Raw genomic sequence first — 15,779 nt, forward strand, 5'->3', positions numbered from 1 at the left:
CGGTTACATTCCGAACCCGGAAGCTAAGCCTCACAGCGCCGATGGTACTGCAGGGGGGACCCTGTGGGAGAGTAGGACGCCGCCGAACAATCTTTCAAGAAAGGGCTCCAGCCTCACGGCTGGGGCCCTTTCTGCATTTCCGGGGACGTCGTAGGACATCGAGTCGAAGGTGAAGTCCTCCCGTCTGCCTTCGCCGGCGGGGAGTCGGAGCTAGTTCGGCGACGGGGAAGGCGGTCTCGTTCCAGATCGTGCGGTCGTTGTCGGCGGGGTCGCTGAGGCGCAGGTCTGCTTCGAGGTCGACCGGCAGGACGGTGAGTGGGGCGGAGCCCGCGGTCGGTTTCGGCACTCGGCGGGCCAGGTCGGGGAGGCCGAGGTGGTGGAAGGTGAGGTGGTTCATCGGGTGGGGAGGGTGTCGAGGGCGGCGTCGAGTTCGGCGAAGAGGGCGGTGGGGAAGGGCTGGCGGTGGCGGGTGGCGAGGGTGGTCCAGAGGCGTTGGCCGAGGGTGCTGGCGGCGCGCAGGGCGGTGGTGAGGGAGTGGGGGTCGGCGGGGGCGGTGGTGGCGCGGAGGTCGGCCGTGGTGGTGGGGGAGAGTTCGTGTTCGGCGGCGCGGGACGGGGTCAGCCAGTGGGCGGTGGAGTTCTCGGCGAGGCGGGCCATCCAGAGGAGGTGGCGGTGGGCGTGGCCGAGGGCGTCCCAGGCGCGGAGGTGTTCGCCGCGGGCGGTCAGGTGGTGGGCGAGGACCAGCCAGTTGGCGAGCGGGTCGCAGTGGCGGGCGATGACGTCGGGGTCGTCGGGGGCGGGGGCGCGGTGCCGGGGGAGGGCCGCCAGGACGGGGGCCAGGGCGCCGCTGCGGTCGACCAGGAGCATGCGGTCGACGGCGGCGCCGCGGGCGGGCCAGGTGGCGACGGTGGGGATGTCGTCGGCGGTGGCGAAGTGGAACTCGCCGCGGACCAGGCCGGGGAAGAAGGCCACGTGGGAGCCGAACTCGTTGAGCAGGACGTGGCTGGTCGGCGCGATGGCGGCGCACCACGCGGCCGGGTCGATCTCGGCGCGGCGGTGCGGGGTGAAGAACAGCCAGAACTCGATGTCGCTGTGGGCGTCCGCCTCGCCGGCGGCGAAGGAGCCGTACATCAGGGCGGCGTCCAGGCCGAGGTCGGCTTCGCAGGCGGTGCGGACGCGGGCGATCAGCTCTTCTTGGTACAGCACCCGGACATCCAAGCAACCGCGGTCGGGGGGCGGCAACGCGGTTTCCGGCGGGGGCGGGAGACGGGTCGTCAGAGGCGGCCGGCGGCCTTGAGGGCGAGGTAGGCGTCGGCGAGGGCGGGGGCGACGGTCTCGGGCGGGGCGTCCAGGACGGTGACGCCGCGGCGGGTGAGCAGGTCGGCGGTGCGGCGGCGGTCGGCGCGGGTCTGTTCGGCGGCGGCGGCGCCGTAGACGTCGCGGACGGTGGTGCGGGGGGCGCGGGCGAGTTCGTCCAGGCGGGGGTCGGCGACGGAGGCGAGGACGACCTCGTGGCGCTTGGTGAGGAGGGGGAGTCGGGGGAGCAGCGACTCCTGGATCTGGTGCGCGTCGAGGCCGGTGAGCAGGACGATCAGGGAGCGCTGCGGGGCCATCCGCAGGGCGGTGGAGGTGAGGGCGCGCAGGTCGGTCTCGATCAGGGCGGGTTCGAGCAGGGCCATCGCGTCGGTGAAGGCGGGGAGCACCTCGGCGGGGGAGCGTCCGGCGACGGCGGCGCGGCGGTGGCGGTCGTGGGCGAGCAGGTCGACCCGGTCGCCGGCCTTGGTGGCGAGGGCGGTGAGCAGCAGGGCGGCGTCCAGGGCGGCGTCCAGGCGGGGGGCGTCGCCGACCCGGCCGGCGGAGGTGCGGCCGGTGTCGAGGACGATCAGGACGTGCCGGTCGCGTTCGGGGCGCCAGGTGCGGACGGCGACGGTGCTGCGGCGGGCGCTGGCGCGCCAGTCGATGGAGCGGACGTCGTCGCCGGGGAGGTACTCGCGCAGGGAGTCGAACTCGGTGCCCTGGCCGCGGGTCAGGACGGAGGTGCGGCCGTCGAGTTCGCGCAGCCGGGCGAGGCGGGAGGGGAGGTGCTTGCGGCTGGTGAAGGGCGGCAGGGCGCGGACGCGGCAGGGGGCGTCCAGGGTGGCCTGGCGGCCGGCCAGGCCGAGCGGGCCGAGCGAGCGGACGGTGACCTTGCCGGCGTGGTGGTCGCCGCGTCGGGTGGGGGCGAGCGGGGTGGTGAGGCGGCGGCGCTCGCCGGCGGGGACGGTGGCGGTGTGCCGGGAGGCGGCGTACGCGGTGCCGGGGGCCCAGGCGGCGGGGTACCAGGCGTCGCGGATCAGGGCGCGCAGCGGGCGGCCGGAGGGGTTGGTGACGAGCAGGTCGACGGTGGTGGGTTCGCCGAGGCGGACGGTGGGGGCGCCGGAGCGTTCCAGGCGCAGGCGGCGGACCGGGGCGGCGAGCAGCAGGTCGGCGGCGACGGCGGCGAGCAGGGGCAGCACGACCGCGCCGATGCCCGTCCAGGAGGGCAGGACCAGCCCCACCAGGAGGGCGCCGAGGGCGGCGATGAGGGCCGTTCGGCCGGTCAGGGCCATGGGGTGCTGGCTCGCTTTCTGGGGGTGGGGACGGCGGTGGGCCGGGGCGGGGCCCCGGCCCGGGCGGGCTACCGGGGCGCGGGCGTCTGGGCGAGGACGGCCTGGATGACGCTGTCGGCGGTGGTGCCCTCCATCTCGGCCTCGGCGCGCAGGTGGACGCGGTGGCGCAGGGTGGGCAGGGCGAGTGCCTTGACGTCGTCGGGGGTGACGTAGGCGCGGCCGGCCAGCCAGGCCCAGGCGCGGGAGGTGTTGAGCAGGGCGGTGGCGCCGCGCGGGGAGACGCCCATGGCGAGCGAGGGCGACTGCCGGGTGGCCCGGACCAGGTCGACGATGTAGGCGAGGACCTCGGGGGAGACGGTCAGCCCGGCGATCTCGGCGCGGGCGGCGGCCAGGTGCGCGGCGGTGGCGACGGGGCGGACGCCGGCCGCGGCGAGGTCGCGCGGGTCGAAGCCGTTGGCGTGCCGGGACAGGACCTGAAACTCCTGGTCGCGGGTGGGCAGCGGGAGGATCAGCTTGAGCAGGAAGCGGTCGAGCTGGGCCTCGGGCAGCGGGTAGGTGCCCTCGTACTCGACCGGGTTCTGGGTGGCGGCGACCAGGAACGGCTCGGGGAGCCTGCGGGGTTCGCCGTCGACGGTGACCTGGCGCTCCTCCATGGCCTCCAGCAGGGACGCCTGGGTCTTGGGCGGGGTGCGGTTGATCTCGTCGGCGAGCAGCAGGTTGGTGAAGACCGGGCCGGGCTGGAAGGAGAACTCGGCGGTGCGGGTGTCGTAGACCAGGGAGCCGGTGACGTCGCCGGGCATCAGGTCGGGGGTGAACTGGATGCGCTTGGTGCCCACGTCGAGGGCGGTGGCCAGGGTGCGCACCAGCAGGGTCTTGGCGACGCCGGGGACGCCCTCCAGCAGGACGTGGCCGCCGCAGAGCAGGGCCACGACGATGCCGGTGACGGCGGCGTCCTGGCCGACCACGGCCTTGGCGATCTCCTCGCGCAGGCCGGTGAGGGCGGCGCGGGCGTCGCCGGACCGGTCCGGGACGGTCTTGAGCAGCTGGTCGGTCACGGCTTCGGTCACGGCTGTCGTACCTGCCATTCCATGTCGTCGAGGTCGTCGGCGAGCCGCAGCAGCGCGGCGTCGTCGGTGGGGGCCGGGCCGTACAGCAGGTGCTGGAGGTCGGCGGCGGGGCGGCCGAGCCGGGCGGCGGCGGCCTCGGTGAGGGCGGCCGGGTCCGGGTCCCCGGTGGTGTGCGGGAGGCCGAGGGCGGCGGCGGCCCGGTGGCGGGCGGCGCGGCGCAGCGTCTCGGCGGCGTGGCCGCGGGCGTTCGCCCGGTGGTAGAGCCGGGCGCGGCCCTCGGTGGTCTCGGAGGCGCGGACCACGGCGGGCAGCCGTTCGGTGAGCACCGGGCCGAGGCGGCGGCCGCGCCAGAGGGCGGCGAGCAGGCCGGCCACGGCGAGTTGCAGGGTGCCCCAGTACCAGCCGGCGGGGATGAAGTCGCCCAGGGTCTTGGGCTGTTCGGGGGCGGCGTAGTCGTTCGGGCCGAGGGTCTGCCAGACCAGGTGCGGGTCGGCGCCGAGCAGGCCGAGGGCGAGTGCGGCGTTCCCCTCGTGGTCGAGCAGCCCGTTGGTGAGCGGGGCGCCGGTGCCCAGGGCGATCACCTGCTGGTCGCCGAGGGTGCGGCTGACCAGCAGGTGGTGTCCGGCCGCGGGGTAGCAGCCGGTGTCGCCGGGGCGTCCCTGGTAGCTCTGGCCGCCGAGGGTGGCGGTGCCGGCCCGGGCGGCCTCGGGCAGCGGGCAGGACGGGGCGACGGGGAGGGTGGCGCCGCTGCCGGAGAGGGCGTCGACGCCGGGGGCGAAGGCGTTCAGGGCCGGCTGGTCGGGGGCGATCAGGACGAGGCGGCTGCGGCGGCCGGGGGTGAGCGCGGCGAGGGCGGCGAGGTCGTGGTAGGCGAGTTCGCCGGGGCGGGTGAGAACGAGGGTGGTGTCGTCGGCGCGCAGGGCGGCGGCGAGTTCGGCGGGGCCGGCGGCGGTGCGGGAGTCGATGCCGTGCTGCCGCAGCAGCTGGTCGGCGGCGCGGGTGCCGTCGGGGTCGCCGGAGCGCGGGTCGAGCGGGTCGTAGGCGGAGCTGCCGGGGATGCCGGCGACCAGGGTGCCGACCAGGGCCAGGACCAGGGCGGCCAGCAGCCACCAGCGGGAGCGCCGCCACAGCGCGCCCGGGCGGGTGCGGGGTGCCGGCCGGGCGGGTCCGGCGGACGGCGGGCCGGCGGGGTCGTCGGCGGGCTCGGCGGTGGCGGGCGGCGGGGCGGTGGCGGTCATGCGGTTCCTCCGCCGGCCGGGACGGGCGTGGGGCGGGTGCGCCCGAGGGCGTGGTCGAGGTCGGCGAGCAGCCGGTAGGCGCGTTCGTCGGCGGGGTGGTCGCCGAACGCGATGTCGTCGAACAGCCTTGCCGCGGAGGCGAGTTCGGTGGCGTGTGGGGGCAGGGCGCGGCCTGCTTCGGCGGCGGCCTCGTCGGCGGTGCGGCCGGGCCGGGGGGAGAGCACGGTGCGTTCCTCCAGCCCGCGGACCAGGGCGCGCATCTGGTCGCGGACGGCGTCCGCCCAGGCGCCGGCGGCGGCGTGCGCGGCGGCGTCGGCGCGGTACCGGGCGGCGCTGCGCGGTCCTTCGGCGCCGGCGAACAGGGTGCCGGTGGAGCGGGCCGTCCGGCGGGGCGCGCCGTAGCGCCACCAGGCCAGGCCGGCCAGGGCCAGCACGACGACCAGCAGCACGACGAGCGCGGCGTTGCCGCCGCCGCCGAGCGGTGCGGCGAAGCCGTCGAAGGCCCGGCCGATCCGGTTGCCGATCCAGTCCGTGACGCGTTCGACGACGCCGGGGTCGTGCTGGTGGTAGACGGCCTTGCGGAGCTCCTCGTGCGCGGCGTCGCGGGCCGCGTCGCGCGGTACGTCGACGGGGGCGCCGTTCGCGAGCAGCGCCCCCTCCCCCCTGGTCCCCATCCGGTCAGACCCCCGAGGGGGCGGGCGCGGCGGCCCGGTCGGGGCCGGGTCGGCCGGCGGCGCCGGTGAGTTCCAGGTCGAGCGCCTCGCGGCGGATCCGCCGGTCGGCGTAGACCAGGGCGAACAGGGCGCCGGCCAGCGGGACGGTGACGGTGTGGGCGAGGGTGCCGCCGACCGCGGTGACGGCGATGCCGACGGTGGCGTCGGTGTCGTCGCTGCCGAAGCCGTCGGACAGGCCGACGACCAGGTCGGCGACCAGCCGGCCGGGGACGAGCAGCACCTCGGTGAGGAAGTACAGGCAGATCGAGAACACCAGCAGCAGGGCGAAGACCCGCCACCAGGCGCCGCGGACCAGCCGCCAGGAGCGCTTGAGGGCGTGGCCGACGGACTGCTTCTCCAGCATCAGCGCGGGCAGGGCGAGCAGCAGCCGCACCGAGAGCCAGACCGCGGGCAGCGGGGCGAGGACCAGCAGGACCAGCCAGCCGGGCTGGTCGGTGGCGGCGGCCAGCAGGGCCAGCAGGCCGACCGGGACGGCGAGCGCGCCGATCAGGACGGCGGCCACCAGCAGGTACAGGCCGAGCAGCCGGCCGAGCCGGGGGCGGACCTGGGCCCAGGCCTCCCGGAGCGTGGTGTCCCGGCCGGTGAGGGCGTTGCCGACGACGGGGGCGAGCAGTCCGGCGGCCAGGATGCTGACCAGGGCGGCGACCGGGCGGGTGAAGAACGAGGAGAACGCCGCCTCGACGTCGGTGCCGTTGAGGTGGATCCACCAGTCGACGCCGGCCTGGACGAGTTCGACGACCACGCCGAGGCCCAGGCCGAGTCCGAACGCGGCCCGCCAGTTGCGGCGGACCAGCGCGAACGCGCCGTCCATCAGCTCGCCGAAACCGAGCGGCCGCAGCGGGACCGGCGGGGTGCCCGGGAGGGCGGGGGCGGCCGTCGCCGGGGCGGCCGTCGCCGGGGCGGGGTTCGCGGGGGCGCCGGGAGCGAGGGCGGCGGCGGGGGCCGGGTGGCCGGTTTCCGCGGTGCCGGGCGGTGGCTCAGGAGAACCGGGTGAGGTCCAGCCCGGGGTCTCGGTCATCGAGGCTCCTCGTCGGGGCACCCTGGCTCGGGTGCTTCGGGGTGCTTATCGTGCCACGGTGCGCACGCGCACCCCAGGGGTGTCCCGTTGCTGATCCACAACGGTCCGGCCGAGGGCCCCGGGTCACAACCTTTGCGATGGTATGACTGCTTCGGTGGGGGTCGGGGCGCGGGACGGCGGGGCCGTGCGGCGCAGGTCACATTCAGGTGATGAGAAGATGGAGACATGAAGGGACGCGTCCTCGTCGTCGATGACGACACCGCACTGGCCGAGATGCTCGGCATCGTGCTGCGGGGTGAAGGTTTTGAGCCGTTTTTCGTCGCTGACGGGGACAAGGCGCTGGCCGCCTTCCGGGAGACCAAGCCGGACCTCGTACTGCTGGACCTGATGCTGCCCGGACGGGACGGCATCGACGTCTGCCGGCAGATCCGGGCCGAGTCGGGCATCCCGATCGTCATGCTGACCGCGAAGACCGACACGGTCGACATCGTGGTCGGCCTGGAGTCGGGCGCGGACGACTACGTGACCAAGCCGTTCAAGCCCAAGGAACTGGTCGCCCGGGTGCGGGCCCGGCTGCGCCGGGCCGAGGAGCCCACTCCGGAGCAGCTGACCATCGGGGACCTGGTGATCGACGTCGCCGGGCACTCCGTCAAGCGCGAGGGCCGCGGCATCCCGCTGACCCCGCTGGAGTTCGACCTGCTGGTCGCGCTGGCCCGCAAGCCCTGGCAGGTGTTCACCCGCGAGGTGCTGCTGGAGCAGGTCTGGGGCTACCGGCACGCGGCCGACACCCGGCTGGTCAACGTCCACGTGCAGCGCCTGCGCTCCAAGATCGAGAAGGACCCGGAGCGTCCGGAGATCGTGGTCACCGTGCGCGGCGTCGGGTACAAGGCCGGGCCCAGCTGAGGATGAGCGAGGCGAGGGCTGACGGCTCCCCGTCGGAGGAGCACTCCGGCGGGGAGCACGCTGTGCGCGGCGACGTGCTGAGTTCCACCACCGGCCGGCCGCGCCGGCGGTGGTGGGCGGCGCTGTTCGCGCCGGTGGTCCGCCCGTTCCGGCACCCGGTGGGCCGGCTGCTGGCGCTGTACCGCCGCTCGATCCAGCTGCGGGTGGTCGCGATGACACTGCTGCTGTCCTTCGTGGTGGTGCTGGTGCTCGGCGTGGTGGTGGTCGCCCAGGTGCGCACCGGCCTGCTGGAGACTAAGCAGAAGTCCGCCCACGGGCAGGCCCTCGGCGGCTTCCAGATCGAGCAGGACAAGATCAACGAAGCGATCAACCTCCAGAACAAGGCCGGCGCCACCGCCGACCCGACCCGCGACCAGATCAACGCCTGGCTGACCAAGCAGGTCTCCGACCTGGCCTCCGGCGGCGCCGGCGTCTACTCGGTGATCGCGCTCGCCCCCGGCGGCCAGCAGGCCAGCGCCTCCAGCGCCGACCTGCGCGGCGCCCGCTACTCCGGCTCGATCCTGCCCGACTCGATCACCCCCGCGCTGCGCGCCCAGGTCGCCGCCGACCAGGCCAACCCGCAGGAGCAGCAGGTCAGGCTGCACCGCGCCCCGGACAGCCAGGCCAAGCCCGACGACGACAAGGGCCTGGCGATCGGCAAGCAGTTCACCGGCCCGGACGGCAACCCGTACCAGCTCTACTACGTCTTCTCCTTCTACCAGGAGACCTCCACCCTCAACCTGGTGATCGGCACCCTGGCCACCGCCGGGCTGTTCCTGGTGATCCTGCTCGGCTGCATCGCCTGGGTGGTGGTCCGCCAGGTCGTCACGCCGGTGCGGATGGCCGCCGGGATCTCCGAGCGGCTCGCCGCCGGGCACTTCGACGAGCGGATGAAGGTCACCGGCACCGACGACATCGCCCGCCTCGGCGAGTCGTTCAACCGGATGGCCAACGGCCTGCAGGCGCAGATCCGCAAGCTGGAGGAGCTGTCCCGGGTGCAGCGCCGGTTCGTCTCGGACGTCTCGCACGAGCTGCGGACCCCGCTGACCACCGTCCGGATGGCCGCCGACCTGATCTACGACAGCCGCGAGGACCTGGACCCGATGGCGGCCCGCTCCGCCGAGCTGCTCCAGGACCAGCTGGACCGCTTCGAGTCGCTGCTCGCCGACCTGCTGGAGATCAGCCGGTTCGACGCGGGCGCGGCGATCCTGGACGCCGAACCGGTCGACCTGCGGGACATCGTGACCCGGGTGGTGGAGGCCGCCGACCCGCTGGCCCGGGCCAAGGGCAGCGCGGTGCTGATCCGCGGCGCCGAGAACCCGGTGCTCGCCGAGGTCGACGGCCGCCGGATCGAGCGCATCCTGCGCAACCTGGTGGTCAACGCGCTGGAGCACGGCGAGGGCCGGGACGTGGTGATCCGGCTCGGCTCCGCCGAGGGCGCGGTCGCCGTCGGCGTGCGCGACTACGGCATCGGCCTCAAGCCGGGCGAGGCGTCCCGGGTGTTCCACCGCTTCTGGCGGGCCGACCCGTCCCGGGTGCGGACCACCGGCGGCACCGGCCTGGGCCTGTCCATCGCGGTCGAGGACGCCCACCTGCACGGCGGCTGGCTCCAGGCCTGGGGCGAGCCCGGCGGCGGTTCGCACTTCCGGCTGACCCTGCCGCGCACCCGCGGCGGCGAGATCTCCCGGGCCCCGTTCCGGCTGGAGCCGGAGGACTCCCGCTACAACCGCGGGATGTCCTCGGCCGGCGCCCCCTACCGGCGCACCGCGCGCGGCACGGCCGCGCTGTCCGGCGGCGAGTCCACCGCCGTCCCGGAGACCCCGGACACCGACCGGCACGCCTTCGGCTCCGGCCTCGGCGGCGTGCTCAGCATCGGCCCCGGCCTGGGCCGGCCCGCCGCCGCCCCGGTCTCCGACCCGTCGGACGTCACGGGCTACGGCGCCACCGGCGCGCAGATCGTGGTCGACCGGGCCCGGCCGACCCAGCCGGGCCCGCCCGCACCGGGCGGCGCCGACACCGACCAGGAGGGGACCGCCGGTGCGCAGGACCGACAGGACGGCTGACCGGCGGGTCCTCGCGGTGGGCTGGGCGGTGCTGCTGGCGACCGCCGCCACCGGCTGCGTCTCGATGCCCTCCGGCGGCGCCCCGCAGCGCCTGGAGGTCTCGCAGAACGCCGCCGACGCCCTCCAGGTGCACGTCTACCCCGTCGCCCCGCACAAGGGCGAGACCCCCCGGGACCTGCTGGCCGGCTTCCTGGACTCCTCCAACGCCGACCAGGCCGACTACGACACCGCCAAGCAGTACCTGACCGCCGTCGCGGCCCAGAACTGGAGGCCCGACGCGGGCGTGGTGGTGCTGGCCGGCGCCCCGAGCTCGCCCCTCGGCCTGCCCCCCGCGGAGAACACCGTCTCCGTCGAACTGCAGGTCACGGGCAAGCAGGTCGCCGCGCTCGACGCCAAGCACAGCTACCAGGCCCACTCCAACGACCCGTACGAGCAGACCTTCGTCTTCGTGAAGGAGTCCGACGGCCCGAACAAGGGCGAGTGGCGGATCAGCGACCTGCCCGACGGCCTGATCGTCGACCAGACCAACTTCAAGAACACCTACAAGCCGGTCCACCGCTATTTCTTCGCCCAGGTCGACCCCTCCGCCGCCCACCCGCAGACCTCCCCGGTGCTGGTGCCCGACCCGATCTACCTGCGCCGCCGAATAGACCCGCTCACCGAGGCCGCCCAGGCCACCGCCGACGGGCCCTCGCGCTGGCTCGGCCCGGTGGTGACCTCCAGGCTCGACGACGTCCGGGTGCTCGGCGCCTCGGTCGGCGAGAACCGGACGGCCACCGTCCGGCTGGAGGGCGGCGACCCGGCCGCCTGCAAGCAGATGGCCCAGCAGCTCTTCCAGACCCTGGCCGACCAGCAGAGCAAACTGGACCGGCTCGACCTGTCGATGACCGGCGGCGGCTGCTCGCTCAGCAGCGCCGAGGCCGCGCTGGTCGCCCCCGGCGTGCTGGCCGGCACCGACAACGGCGTCGCCGCGTACATCCAGTTGGACGACGGCCGGCTCACCCGCTACCAGGACACCGGCCTCGACCCGGTACCCGTCCCCGGGGTGCTCGGGCAGGCCCCGCAGCCCGGCCAGTTCCGGCCCGGCAACGGTGCCGTCGCGGTCCGCCGGGACGGCGGCGCCGCCGCGGTGGTCGGCGCCGACGGCCGCGACCTGGTCGAGGCCGAGCTGGGCGACGGCGCCAAGTACGGCGAGCCGATCGTGCACAGCCGCGCCCCCCAGCCCGACCAGGGCCTGGCCTCGCCCAGCTGGGACGGGCGGCAGGACCTGTGGCTGGTCGACCGCGACCCGGCCGCGCCCAAGGTGCTGATGGTGCGCGACCGCACCGTCGTCCCGGTGCAGGTCGACGGGCTGGGCGGGCAGAGCGTGCAGTCGCTGCGGATCTCCTCCGACGGCACCCGGATCGCCCTGCTGGTCCGCCGCGGCACCGGCCCGACCACCCTGCTGCTCGGCCTGGTCCAGCACGGCGGCACCGCGCAGCAGCCGACCGCCCGGATCACCGCGCTGCGCGACATCGCGCCGCAGCTGACCGAGGTCGCCGCCGTCTCCTGGGGCGACACCGACCAGCTGGTGGTGCTCGGCAAGGAGGCCGACCGGCTCCAGCAGCTGCACTTCCTGGGCACCGACGGCTCGCAGTCCACCGACTCCCCGCTCCAGGGCGGCGAGTCGATGACCGCGCTGTCCGCGACCGAGGCCCGGCTGCCGGCCGGCCCCAGCGGCTCGGTCGGTTCGGGCGGCCCGGCCGGTTCGGCCGTGCTGGCCTCCTCGGAGCGCGGCCTGTCGCTGCTCAAGGACAACCAGTGGCACGAGGTGCCCACCAAGGGGAAGGCCGCCACCGCGTTCGTCTACCCGGGCTGAGCCCGCCCGTGGCCCCGGCCTCCCCGGCCTCCCCGGTCCCGCCGGGCGGCGGCCGCGACGGTGGCGGCCGCCCGCGGCGGGCAGCCCGCCGCGCGCAGCGCCCGGGCCGCCTCGGCCAGGCTCGCCCCGGTGGTCACCAGGTCGTCCACCAGCACCAGCCGGTGCCCGGCCAGCCGCCGGGCGTCCCGGGCCGGCACGGCCAGCGCCCCGTCCAGGTTGCGGCGGCGCTCGGCGGCGCCCAGGCCCGCCTGGTCGGCCACCGGGCGGCTGTGCCGCAGCACCGGCGCGACCAGGGTGGCGACGCCGCCGCGGCGCAGTTCGCGGGCCGCGGCCCGGGCCAGCCGCAGCGTCGGGTCGTGGCCGCGGGCCCGGGTGGCGGACCGGGCCGAGGGCACCGGCACCAGCAGCAGCGGGGCGGCGCCCGCGCCGGTCGCGGAGCGCACGGCGGCGGCCAGCGCGGTGCCCAGCGGGGCGGCCAGCCGGAGCGCGCCGCGTTCCTTGTGGGCGAGCAGCAGTTGGCGCACCGGCCCGGCGTAGCGGGCGGCGGCGTGCACCGGCGGCAGCCCGGGCGGCGGCCGGTGCGGCCCGGCCGGCCCGGCGGCGGCGCCGTCCAGCAGCGCGCGGCAGGGCGGGCACAGGCCGGTGAGGCCGCTTCCGCAGCCGGCGCAGCGGGCGGGGAGCAGCAGGTCGAGCAGGGCGGCGAGGACCGGGGCCGGACCGGATCCGGCCTGGTGGGCGGTGCTGCGGCTGGTCACGGAACCCCTCCGGAACGCCCGCCGGGCGGCGGCATCAGCCATACGGTGGGCGGTGCCGGGCGTGTTGTCCAGCCGTTCGCCGGTGTTTCACCCGTAGGTGGGTAGACAGGGGGGAACAGCCGGGCCGCCGGCCGGACCTCGTTACGGTCGTCCGACTGGGGAGGCGAGATCCCCGCGTCAGGTGTTGCATGAGGTTTCCAGGGGTTTCGAATTCTCCTGGTGGGGAGGAAGTGAGGTAAGGGCCGGTGGTCCTCGCGGGTTCCCCGGGCGGTGTCCTGGGGGGCGGGCGGTGACCGACTGGTCCGGCTGGGTCTCACGCCGGTTCGGGACGCACTCCGAGCCGGTCAGCACGAGGGATCGGAGTTCTGCGTGGACATCGTCGTCAAGGGCCGCAAGACCGAGGTGCCCAAGAGGTTCCGCGAGCACGTGGCCGAGAAGCTGGAGAAGGTCCAGAAGTTCGACACCAAGGCGATCAGCCTGGATGTCGAGGTGTCCAAGGAGCCCAACCCGCGCCAGGCCGACCGCGCCGACCGGGTGGAGATCACCCTCCGCAGCCGGGGCCCGGTGATCCGGGCCGAGGCGTCCGCCAGCGACCCGTGGGCGGCGCTGGACCTCGCCTCCGCGAAGTTGGAGGCGCAGCTGCGCAAGTCCGCGGACCGCCGCCGGGTGCACAAGGGCGGGGTCAACGGGCGGACGCCGCTCAGCGTCGCCGCGGCGACCGCCGCGCTGGCCGACCTGCCCGCCGCCGAGGCCGCCCCGGAGACCGACGGCGCGGCCCGCCGGACCGTGGCGGGCAGCCTGGAGGTGGAGGGCGACGGGCCGCTGGTGGTCCGCGAGAAGACCCACGCCGCGGCGCCGATGTCGCTGGACCAGGCGCTGTACGCGATGGAGCTGGTGGGCCACGACTTCTACCTCTTCCAGGAGAAGGACAGCGGCCTGCCGAGCGTGGTCTACCGCCGGCACGGCTACCACTACGGCGTGATCCACCTCAAGGAGGACCAGGCCGCCGCCGCGGACGTCGCGGGGGCGGGCGGCGCGATCAACGGGCCCGACGAGGAGTAGGCGGGACTGACGGCGGGCCCCGCCCGCGGCCGGAGCACCACGGTGGCCCCGGCGGCCCTCCCGGCCGCCGGGGCCGCCGGCGCGTGCGGGAGGCCACCGGCGCGTGCGGGGGCCGCCGGTGCGGCCGCCGGGACGGGCGGGGCGGGCGGGACGGACGGGGTCACCCAGCCGGGCGGTTCGACGGCGCAGGGTGATCGCGGCGGGTCCGGGCCGTGGAATGATGGGCGCGTCGGACGTGACCGGAGGGCGGGGGAGGAGCGGATGGCGGAGCTTTCGCGCGAGGGGCTGGGGCCCGAGGACGCCGGCTTCCCGCCGCGCCGGGAGGAGCCGATCCGGGTGCTGGTGGTGGACGACCACGCGCTGTTCCGCCGCGGCCTGGAGATCGTGCTCGCCGAGGAGCCGGACATCCGGGTGATCGGCGAGGCCGGGGACGGCGCGGAAGCCGTGCTGAAGGCCGCCGACCTGCTGCCGGACATCATCCTGATGGACGTCCGGATGCCCCGGCGCAGCGGCATCGAGGCGTGCACCGCGATCAAGGACGTGGTGCCCAGCGCCAAGATCATCATGCTGACGATCAGCGACGAGGAGGCCGACCTCTACGAGGCGATCAAGGCAGGGGCCACCGGCTACCTGCTGAAGGAGATCTCCACCGACGAGGTGGCCACCGCGATCCGCGCGGTGGCCGACGGGCAGTCGCAGATCAGCCCGTCGATGGCGGCCAAGCTGCTGACCGAGTTCAAGTCGATGATCCAGCGCCGCTCGGACGACCGGGAGCTGCTGCCCGCGCCCCGGCTGACCGACCGGGAGCTGGAGGTGCTCAAGCTGGTGGCCACCGGGATGAACAACCGGGAGATCGCCAAGGAGCTGTTCATCAGCGAGAACACGGTGAAGAACCACGTGCGCAACATCCTGGAGAAGCTCCAACTGCACTCCAGGATGGAGGCGGTGGTGTACGCGATGCGTGAGAAGATCCTCGAAATAGGCTGAGCGCGAGCCGGGAACGGCCGTCGGACCCGACCGGGCCCGGCGGCCGTCGCCGTTCGACCGCGCAGCCGTTCGGCCCGGCGTCCGTTCGGCCCGGCGTCCGTTCGGCCGGGCGGCGGCTCGGCCCGGCCGCGGCTCAGCCCAGCAGCCGTTCCAGCTCCGGCCGCAGCGACTCGTCCGCCAGCCGCTCCACCCGGACGTCCGAGCAGCCCACCCAGTCGGCGGCCTCGCGCAGCGCCTCGGCCAGCGCGGGGACGAACTTCGGTGCGTCCAGCGAGACCTGACGGGCCACCAGGGTGCCGCCCTCGCGGGCCGGGTCGACCCGGCCGACCAGCCGGCCGGCGGCCAGCAGCGGCATCGCGAAGTAGCCGTGCACCCGCTTGTGCTTGGGGGTGTACGCCTCCAGGCGGTGGCTCATGCCGAAGATCCGCTCGGTGCGCGGGCGGTCCCAGACCAGCGAGTCGAACGGGGAGAGCAGGGTGGTGCGGTGGCGCCCGCGCGGCTCCGCGGCCAGCGCCGCCGGGTCGGCCCAGGCGGGGGCGCCCCAGCCCTCCACCTCGACCGGGACCAGGCCCGACTCCGGGAGCGCGGCGGCCAGTTGGGCGCCCTTGAGGCGGTGGTAGTCCATCAGGTCGGCCCGGGTGGCCACGCCCAGCGCGGCCCCGGCCTGCGCCACCAGCCGCACCAGGCACTCGGCGTCGGTCGGGTCCTGCCCGAACAGCTCGGCCGGAACGGCCCGTTCGGCCAGGTCGTAGACCCGCTTCCAGCCGCGCCGCTCGGTGACCACCACGTCACCGAAGGCGAGCGCCCGCTCCACGGCGATCTTGGTGTCGGACCAGTCCCACCACTCGGAGGTCCGCTTGGCGCCGCCGAGCGCGGTGGAGGTCAGCGGGCCCTCGGCGCGCAGCTGGTCGATCACCCGGGCGTACGCCTCCGGCGGGACCCGGTGGCCCCAGACCCGGCCCTTGTCCCGGTAGGCGCGGCGGCGGAACGCGAACAGCGGCCACTCCTCGATCGGCAGCACGCAGGCCGCGTGCGACCAGTACTCGAAGGCGGTGCCCCGACCCCAGTACGCCTGCTCGACCGGGCGGCGGCCGACCGCGCCGAGCCGGGCGTACGGCACCAGCTCGTGCGAGCGGGCCAGCACCGAGATGGTGTCCAGCTGGACGGCGCCGAGCTGCCGCAGCACGCCCTGCGGGCCGGAGCGGCGGTCGGGGGAGCCGAGCAGGCCCTGGGCGCGCAGCGCGAGCCGGCGGGCGTGGTCGGCGGTGATCCGGACGGCGGGCGCGGGCGTCGCGGCGGCCGCGGCGGAGGTTTCGGAGAACGTCTCGGCAAAGGTCTCGGCCATGGGGCGAGGCTAGGCGCAGGCACTGACAACCGGCCGTCGGCGAACCGCTTTGACCGTTTGGACCCGGCATCGGACGATGTGCTCCCAGGGGTGACACAGGAATACCGTGCTGACGGACCTCC

At 75.5% G+C, this 15,779-nt stretch carries 13 protein-coding genes and 1 rRNA gene; 6 read left to right on the top strand and 8 right to left on the bottom strand.

Annotated features, from left to right (window positions below):
- A 5S ribosomal RNA gene (gene rrf / locus ACIP60_RS34640) occupies positions 1 to 88 on the top strand; the annotation flags it as partial.
- Positions 89 to 393: 305 nt separating this feature from the next.
- On the opposite strand, the gene ACIP60_RS34645 is transcribed toward rrf, so the two are convergent.
- From ACIP60_RS34645 to ACIP60_RS34670, 6 genes are all read right to left on the bottom strand, one after another.
- On the bottom strand, positions 394 to 1,206 hold the full coding sequence (locus ACIP60_RS34645) for a hypothetical protein (RefSeq protein ID WP_400692526.1): 813 nt from the start codon (positions 1,204 to 1,206) through the stop codon (positions 394 to 396).
- 68 nt (positions 1,207 to 1,274) lie between these two features.
- Positions 1,275 to 2,588 carry a DUF58 domain-containing protein gene (locus tag ACIP60_RS34650; RefSeq protein WP_400692529.1) on the bottom strand — a complete coding sequence of 438 codons (1,314 nt, stop codon included), beginning with the start codon at positions 2,586 to 2,588 and terminating at the stop codon, positions 1,275 to 1,277.
- 68 nt (positions 2,589 to 2,656) lie between these two features.
- On the bottom strand, positions 2,657 to 3,673 hold the full coding sequence (locus ACIP60_RS34655; RefSeq protein ID WP_400692532.1) for an AAA family ATPase: 1,017 nt from the start codon (positions 3,671 to 3,673) through the stop codon (positions 2,657 to 2,659).
- Positions 3,652 to 4,893, bottom strand: coding sequence for a DUF4350 domain-containing protein (locus ACIP60_RS34660; RefSeq protein WP_400692534.1), 1,242 nt, complete (start codon positions 4,891 to 4,893; stop codon positions 3,652 to 3,654). Before ACIP60_RS34660 ends, ACIP60_RS34655 begins: the two co-directional genes overlap by 22 nt.
- Positions 4,890 to 5,567 (bottom strand): DUF4129 domain-containing protein, encoded by a 678-nt coding sequence (locus tag ACIP60_RS34665; protein WP_400692537.1) that lies wholly within the window; start codon positions 5,565 to 5,567, stop codon positions 4,890 to 4,892. Before ACIP60_RS34665 ends, ACIP60_RS34660 begins: the two co-directional genes overlap by 4 nt.
- A 4-nt stretch (positions 5,568 to 5,571) precedes the next feature.
- Positions 5,572 to 6,645 carry a glycerophosphoryl diester phosphodiesterase membrane domain-containing protein gene (locus ACIP60_RS34670; RefSeq protein WP_400692540.1) on the bottom strand — a complete coding sequence of 358 codons (1,074 nt, stop codon included), beginning with the start codon at positions 6,643 to 6,645 and terminating at the stop codon, positions 5,572 to 5,574.
- A gap of 225 nt (positions 6,646 to 6,870) precedes the next feature.
- Here ACIP60_RS34670 and mtrA point away from each other — a divergent pair, with 225 nt between their 5' ends.
- From mtrA to ACIP60_RS34685, 3 genes are read left to right on the top strand one after another with little or no spacing between them, the layout of a single operon-like run.
- Positions 6,871 to 7,548 (top strand): MtrAB system response regulator MtrA, encoded by a 678-nt coding sequence (gene mtrA / locus ACIP60_RS34675; RefSeq protein ID WP_030459579.1) that lies wholly within the window; start codon positions 6,871 to 6,873, stop codon positions 7,546 to 7,548.
- A 2-nt stretch (positions 7,549 to 7,550) separates the two neighbouring features.
- The gene (gene mtrB, locus ACIP60_RS34680) at positions 7,551 to 9,650 is read left to right on the top strand and encodes an MtrAB system histidine kinase MtrB (protein WP_400692544.1); all 2,100 of its coding nucleotides are present in this window, start codon (positions 7,551 to 7,553) and stop codon (positions 9,648 to 9,650) included.
- Entirely contained in the window at positions 9,625 to 11,508 is a 1,884-nt protein-coding gene (locus ACIP60_RS34685) for an LpqB family beta-propeller domain-containing protein (protein ID WP_400692547.1), read from the top strand. The genes mtrB and ACIP60_RS34685 overlap by 26 nt, the downstream gene beginning before the upstream one ends.
- Here the strand turns inward: ACIP60_RS34685 and ACIP60_RS34690 are convergent.
- Positions 11,496 to 12,263 (bottom strand): ComF family protein, encoded by a 768-nt coding sequence (locus tag ACIP60_RS34690; protein ID WP_400692550.1) that lies wholly within the window; start codon positions 12,261 to 12,263, stop codon positions 11,496 to 11,498. The genes ACIP60_RS34685 and ACIP60_RS34690 overlap by 13 nt on opposite strands.
- Before the next feature lie 369 nt (positions 12,264 to 12,632).
- On the opposite strand from ACIP60_RS34690, the gene hpf reads away from it, so the two are divergent.
- The gene (gene hpf / locus ACIP60_RS34695; protein WP_400692553.1) at positions 12,633 to 13,325 is read left to right on the top strand and encodes a ribosome hibernation-promoting factor, HPF/YfiA family; all 693 of its coding nucleotides are present in this window, start codon (positions 12,633 to 12,635) and stop codon (positions 13,323 to 13,325) included.
- Positions 13,326 to 13,586: 261 nt separating this feature from the next.
- Positions 13,587 to 14,312: a response regulator transcription factor gene (locus ACIP60_RS34700; protein ID WP_100838030.1), complete on the top strand. Its 726-nt coding sequence runs from the start codon at positions 13,587 to 13,589 to the stop codon at positions 14,310 to 14,312.
- Positions 14,313 to 14,445: 133 nt separating this feature from the next.
- Here the strand turns inward: ACIP60_RS34700 and ACIP60_RS34705 are convergent, their stop codons facing one another.
- Complete coding sequence (locus ACIP60_RS34705; RefSeq protein WP_400692557.1) at positions 14,446 to 15,657, bottom strand: winged helix-turn-helix domain-containing protein; 1,212 nt, start codon at positions 15,655 to 15,657, stop codon at positions 14,446 to 14,448.
- Positions 15,658 to 15,779: the final 122 nt, after the last annotated feature.

Origin of the sequence: Kitasatospora sp. NPDC088783 (assembly GCF_044750705.1) — a bacterium.
Taxonomy (GTDB): domain Bacteria; phylum Actinomycetota; class Actinomycetes; order Streptomycetales; family Streptomycetaceae; genus Kitasatospora; species Kitasatospora fiedleri.

Bases quoted from the DNA above. Each gene is read 5' to 3' on its own strand.
- ACIP60_RS34650 (WP_400692529.1), bottom strand. From the start codon at position 2,588: ATGGCCCTGACCGGCCGAACGGCCCTCATCGCCGCCCTCGGCGCCCTC.
- ACIP60_RS34655 (WP_400692532.1), bottom strand. From the start codon at position 3,673: ATGGCAGGTACGACAGCCGTGACCGAAGCCGTGACCGACCAGCTGCTC.
- ACIP60_RS34660 (WP_400692534.1), bottom strand. From the start codon at position 4,893: ATGACCGCCACCGCCCCGCCGCCCGCCACCGCCGAGCCCGCCGACGAC.
- ACIP60_RS34665 (WP_400692537.1), bottom strand. From the start codon at position 5,567: ATGGGGACCAGGGGGGAGGGGGCGCTGCTCGCGAACGGCGCCCCCGTC.
- ACIP60_RS34670 (WP_400692540.1), bottom strand. From the start codon at position 6,645: ATGACCGAGACCCCGGGCTGGACCTCACCCGGTTCTCCTGAGCCACCG.
- mtrA (WP_030459579.1), top strand. From the start codon at position 6,871: ATGAAGGGACGCGTCCTCGTCGTCGATGACGACACCGCACTGGCCGAG.
- mtrB (WP_400692544.1), top strand. From the start codon at position 7,551: ATGAGCGAGGCGAGGGCTGACGGCTCCCCGTCGGAGGAGCACTCCGGC.
- ACIP60_RS34700 (WP_100838030.1), top strand. From the start codon at position 13,587: ATGGCGGAGCTTTCGCGCGAGGGGCTGGGGCCCGAGGACGCCGGCTTC.
- ACIP60_RS34705 (WP_400692557.1), bottom strand. From the start codon at position 15,657: ATGGCCGAGACCTTTGCCGAGACGTTCTCCGAAACCTCCGCCGCGGCC.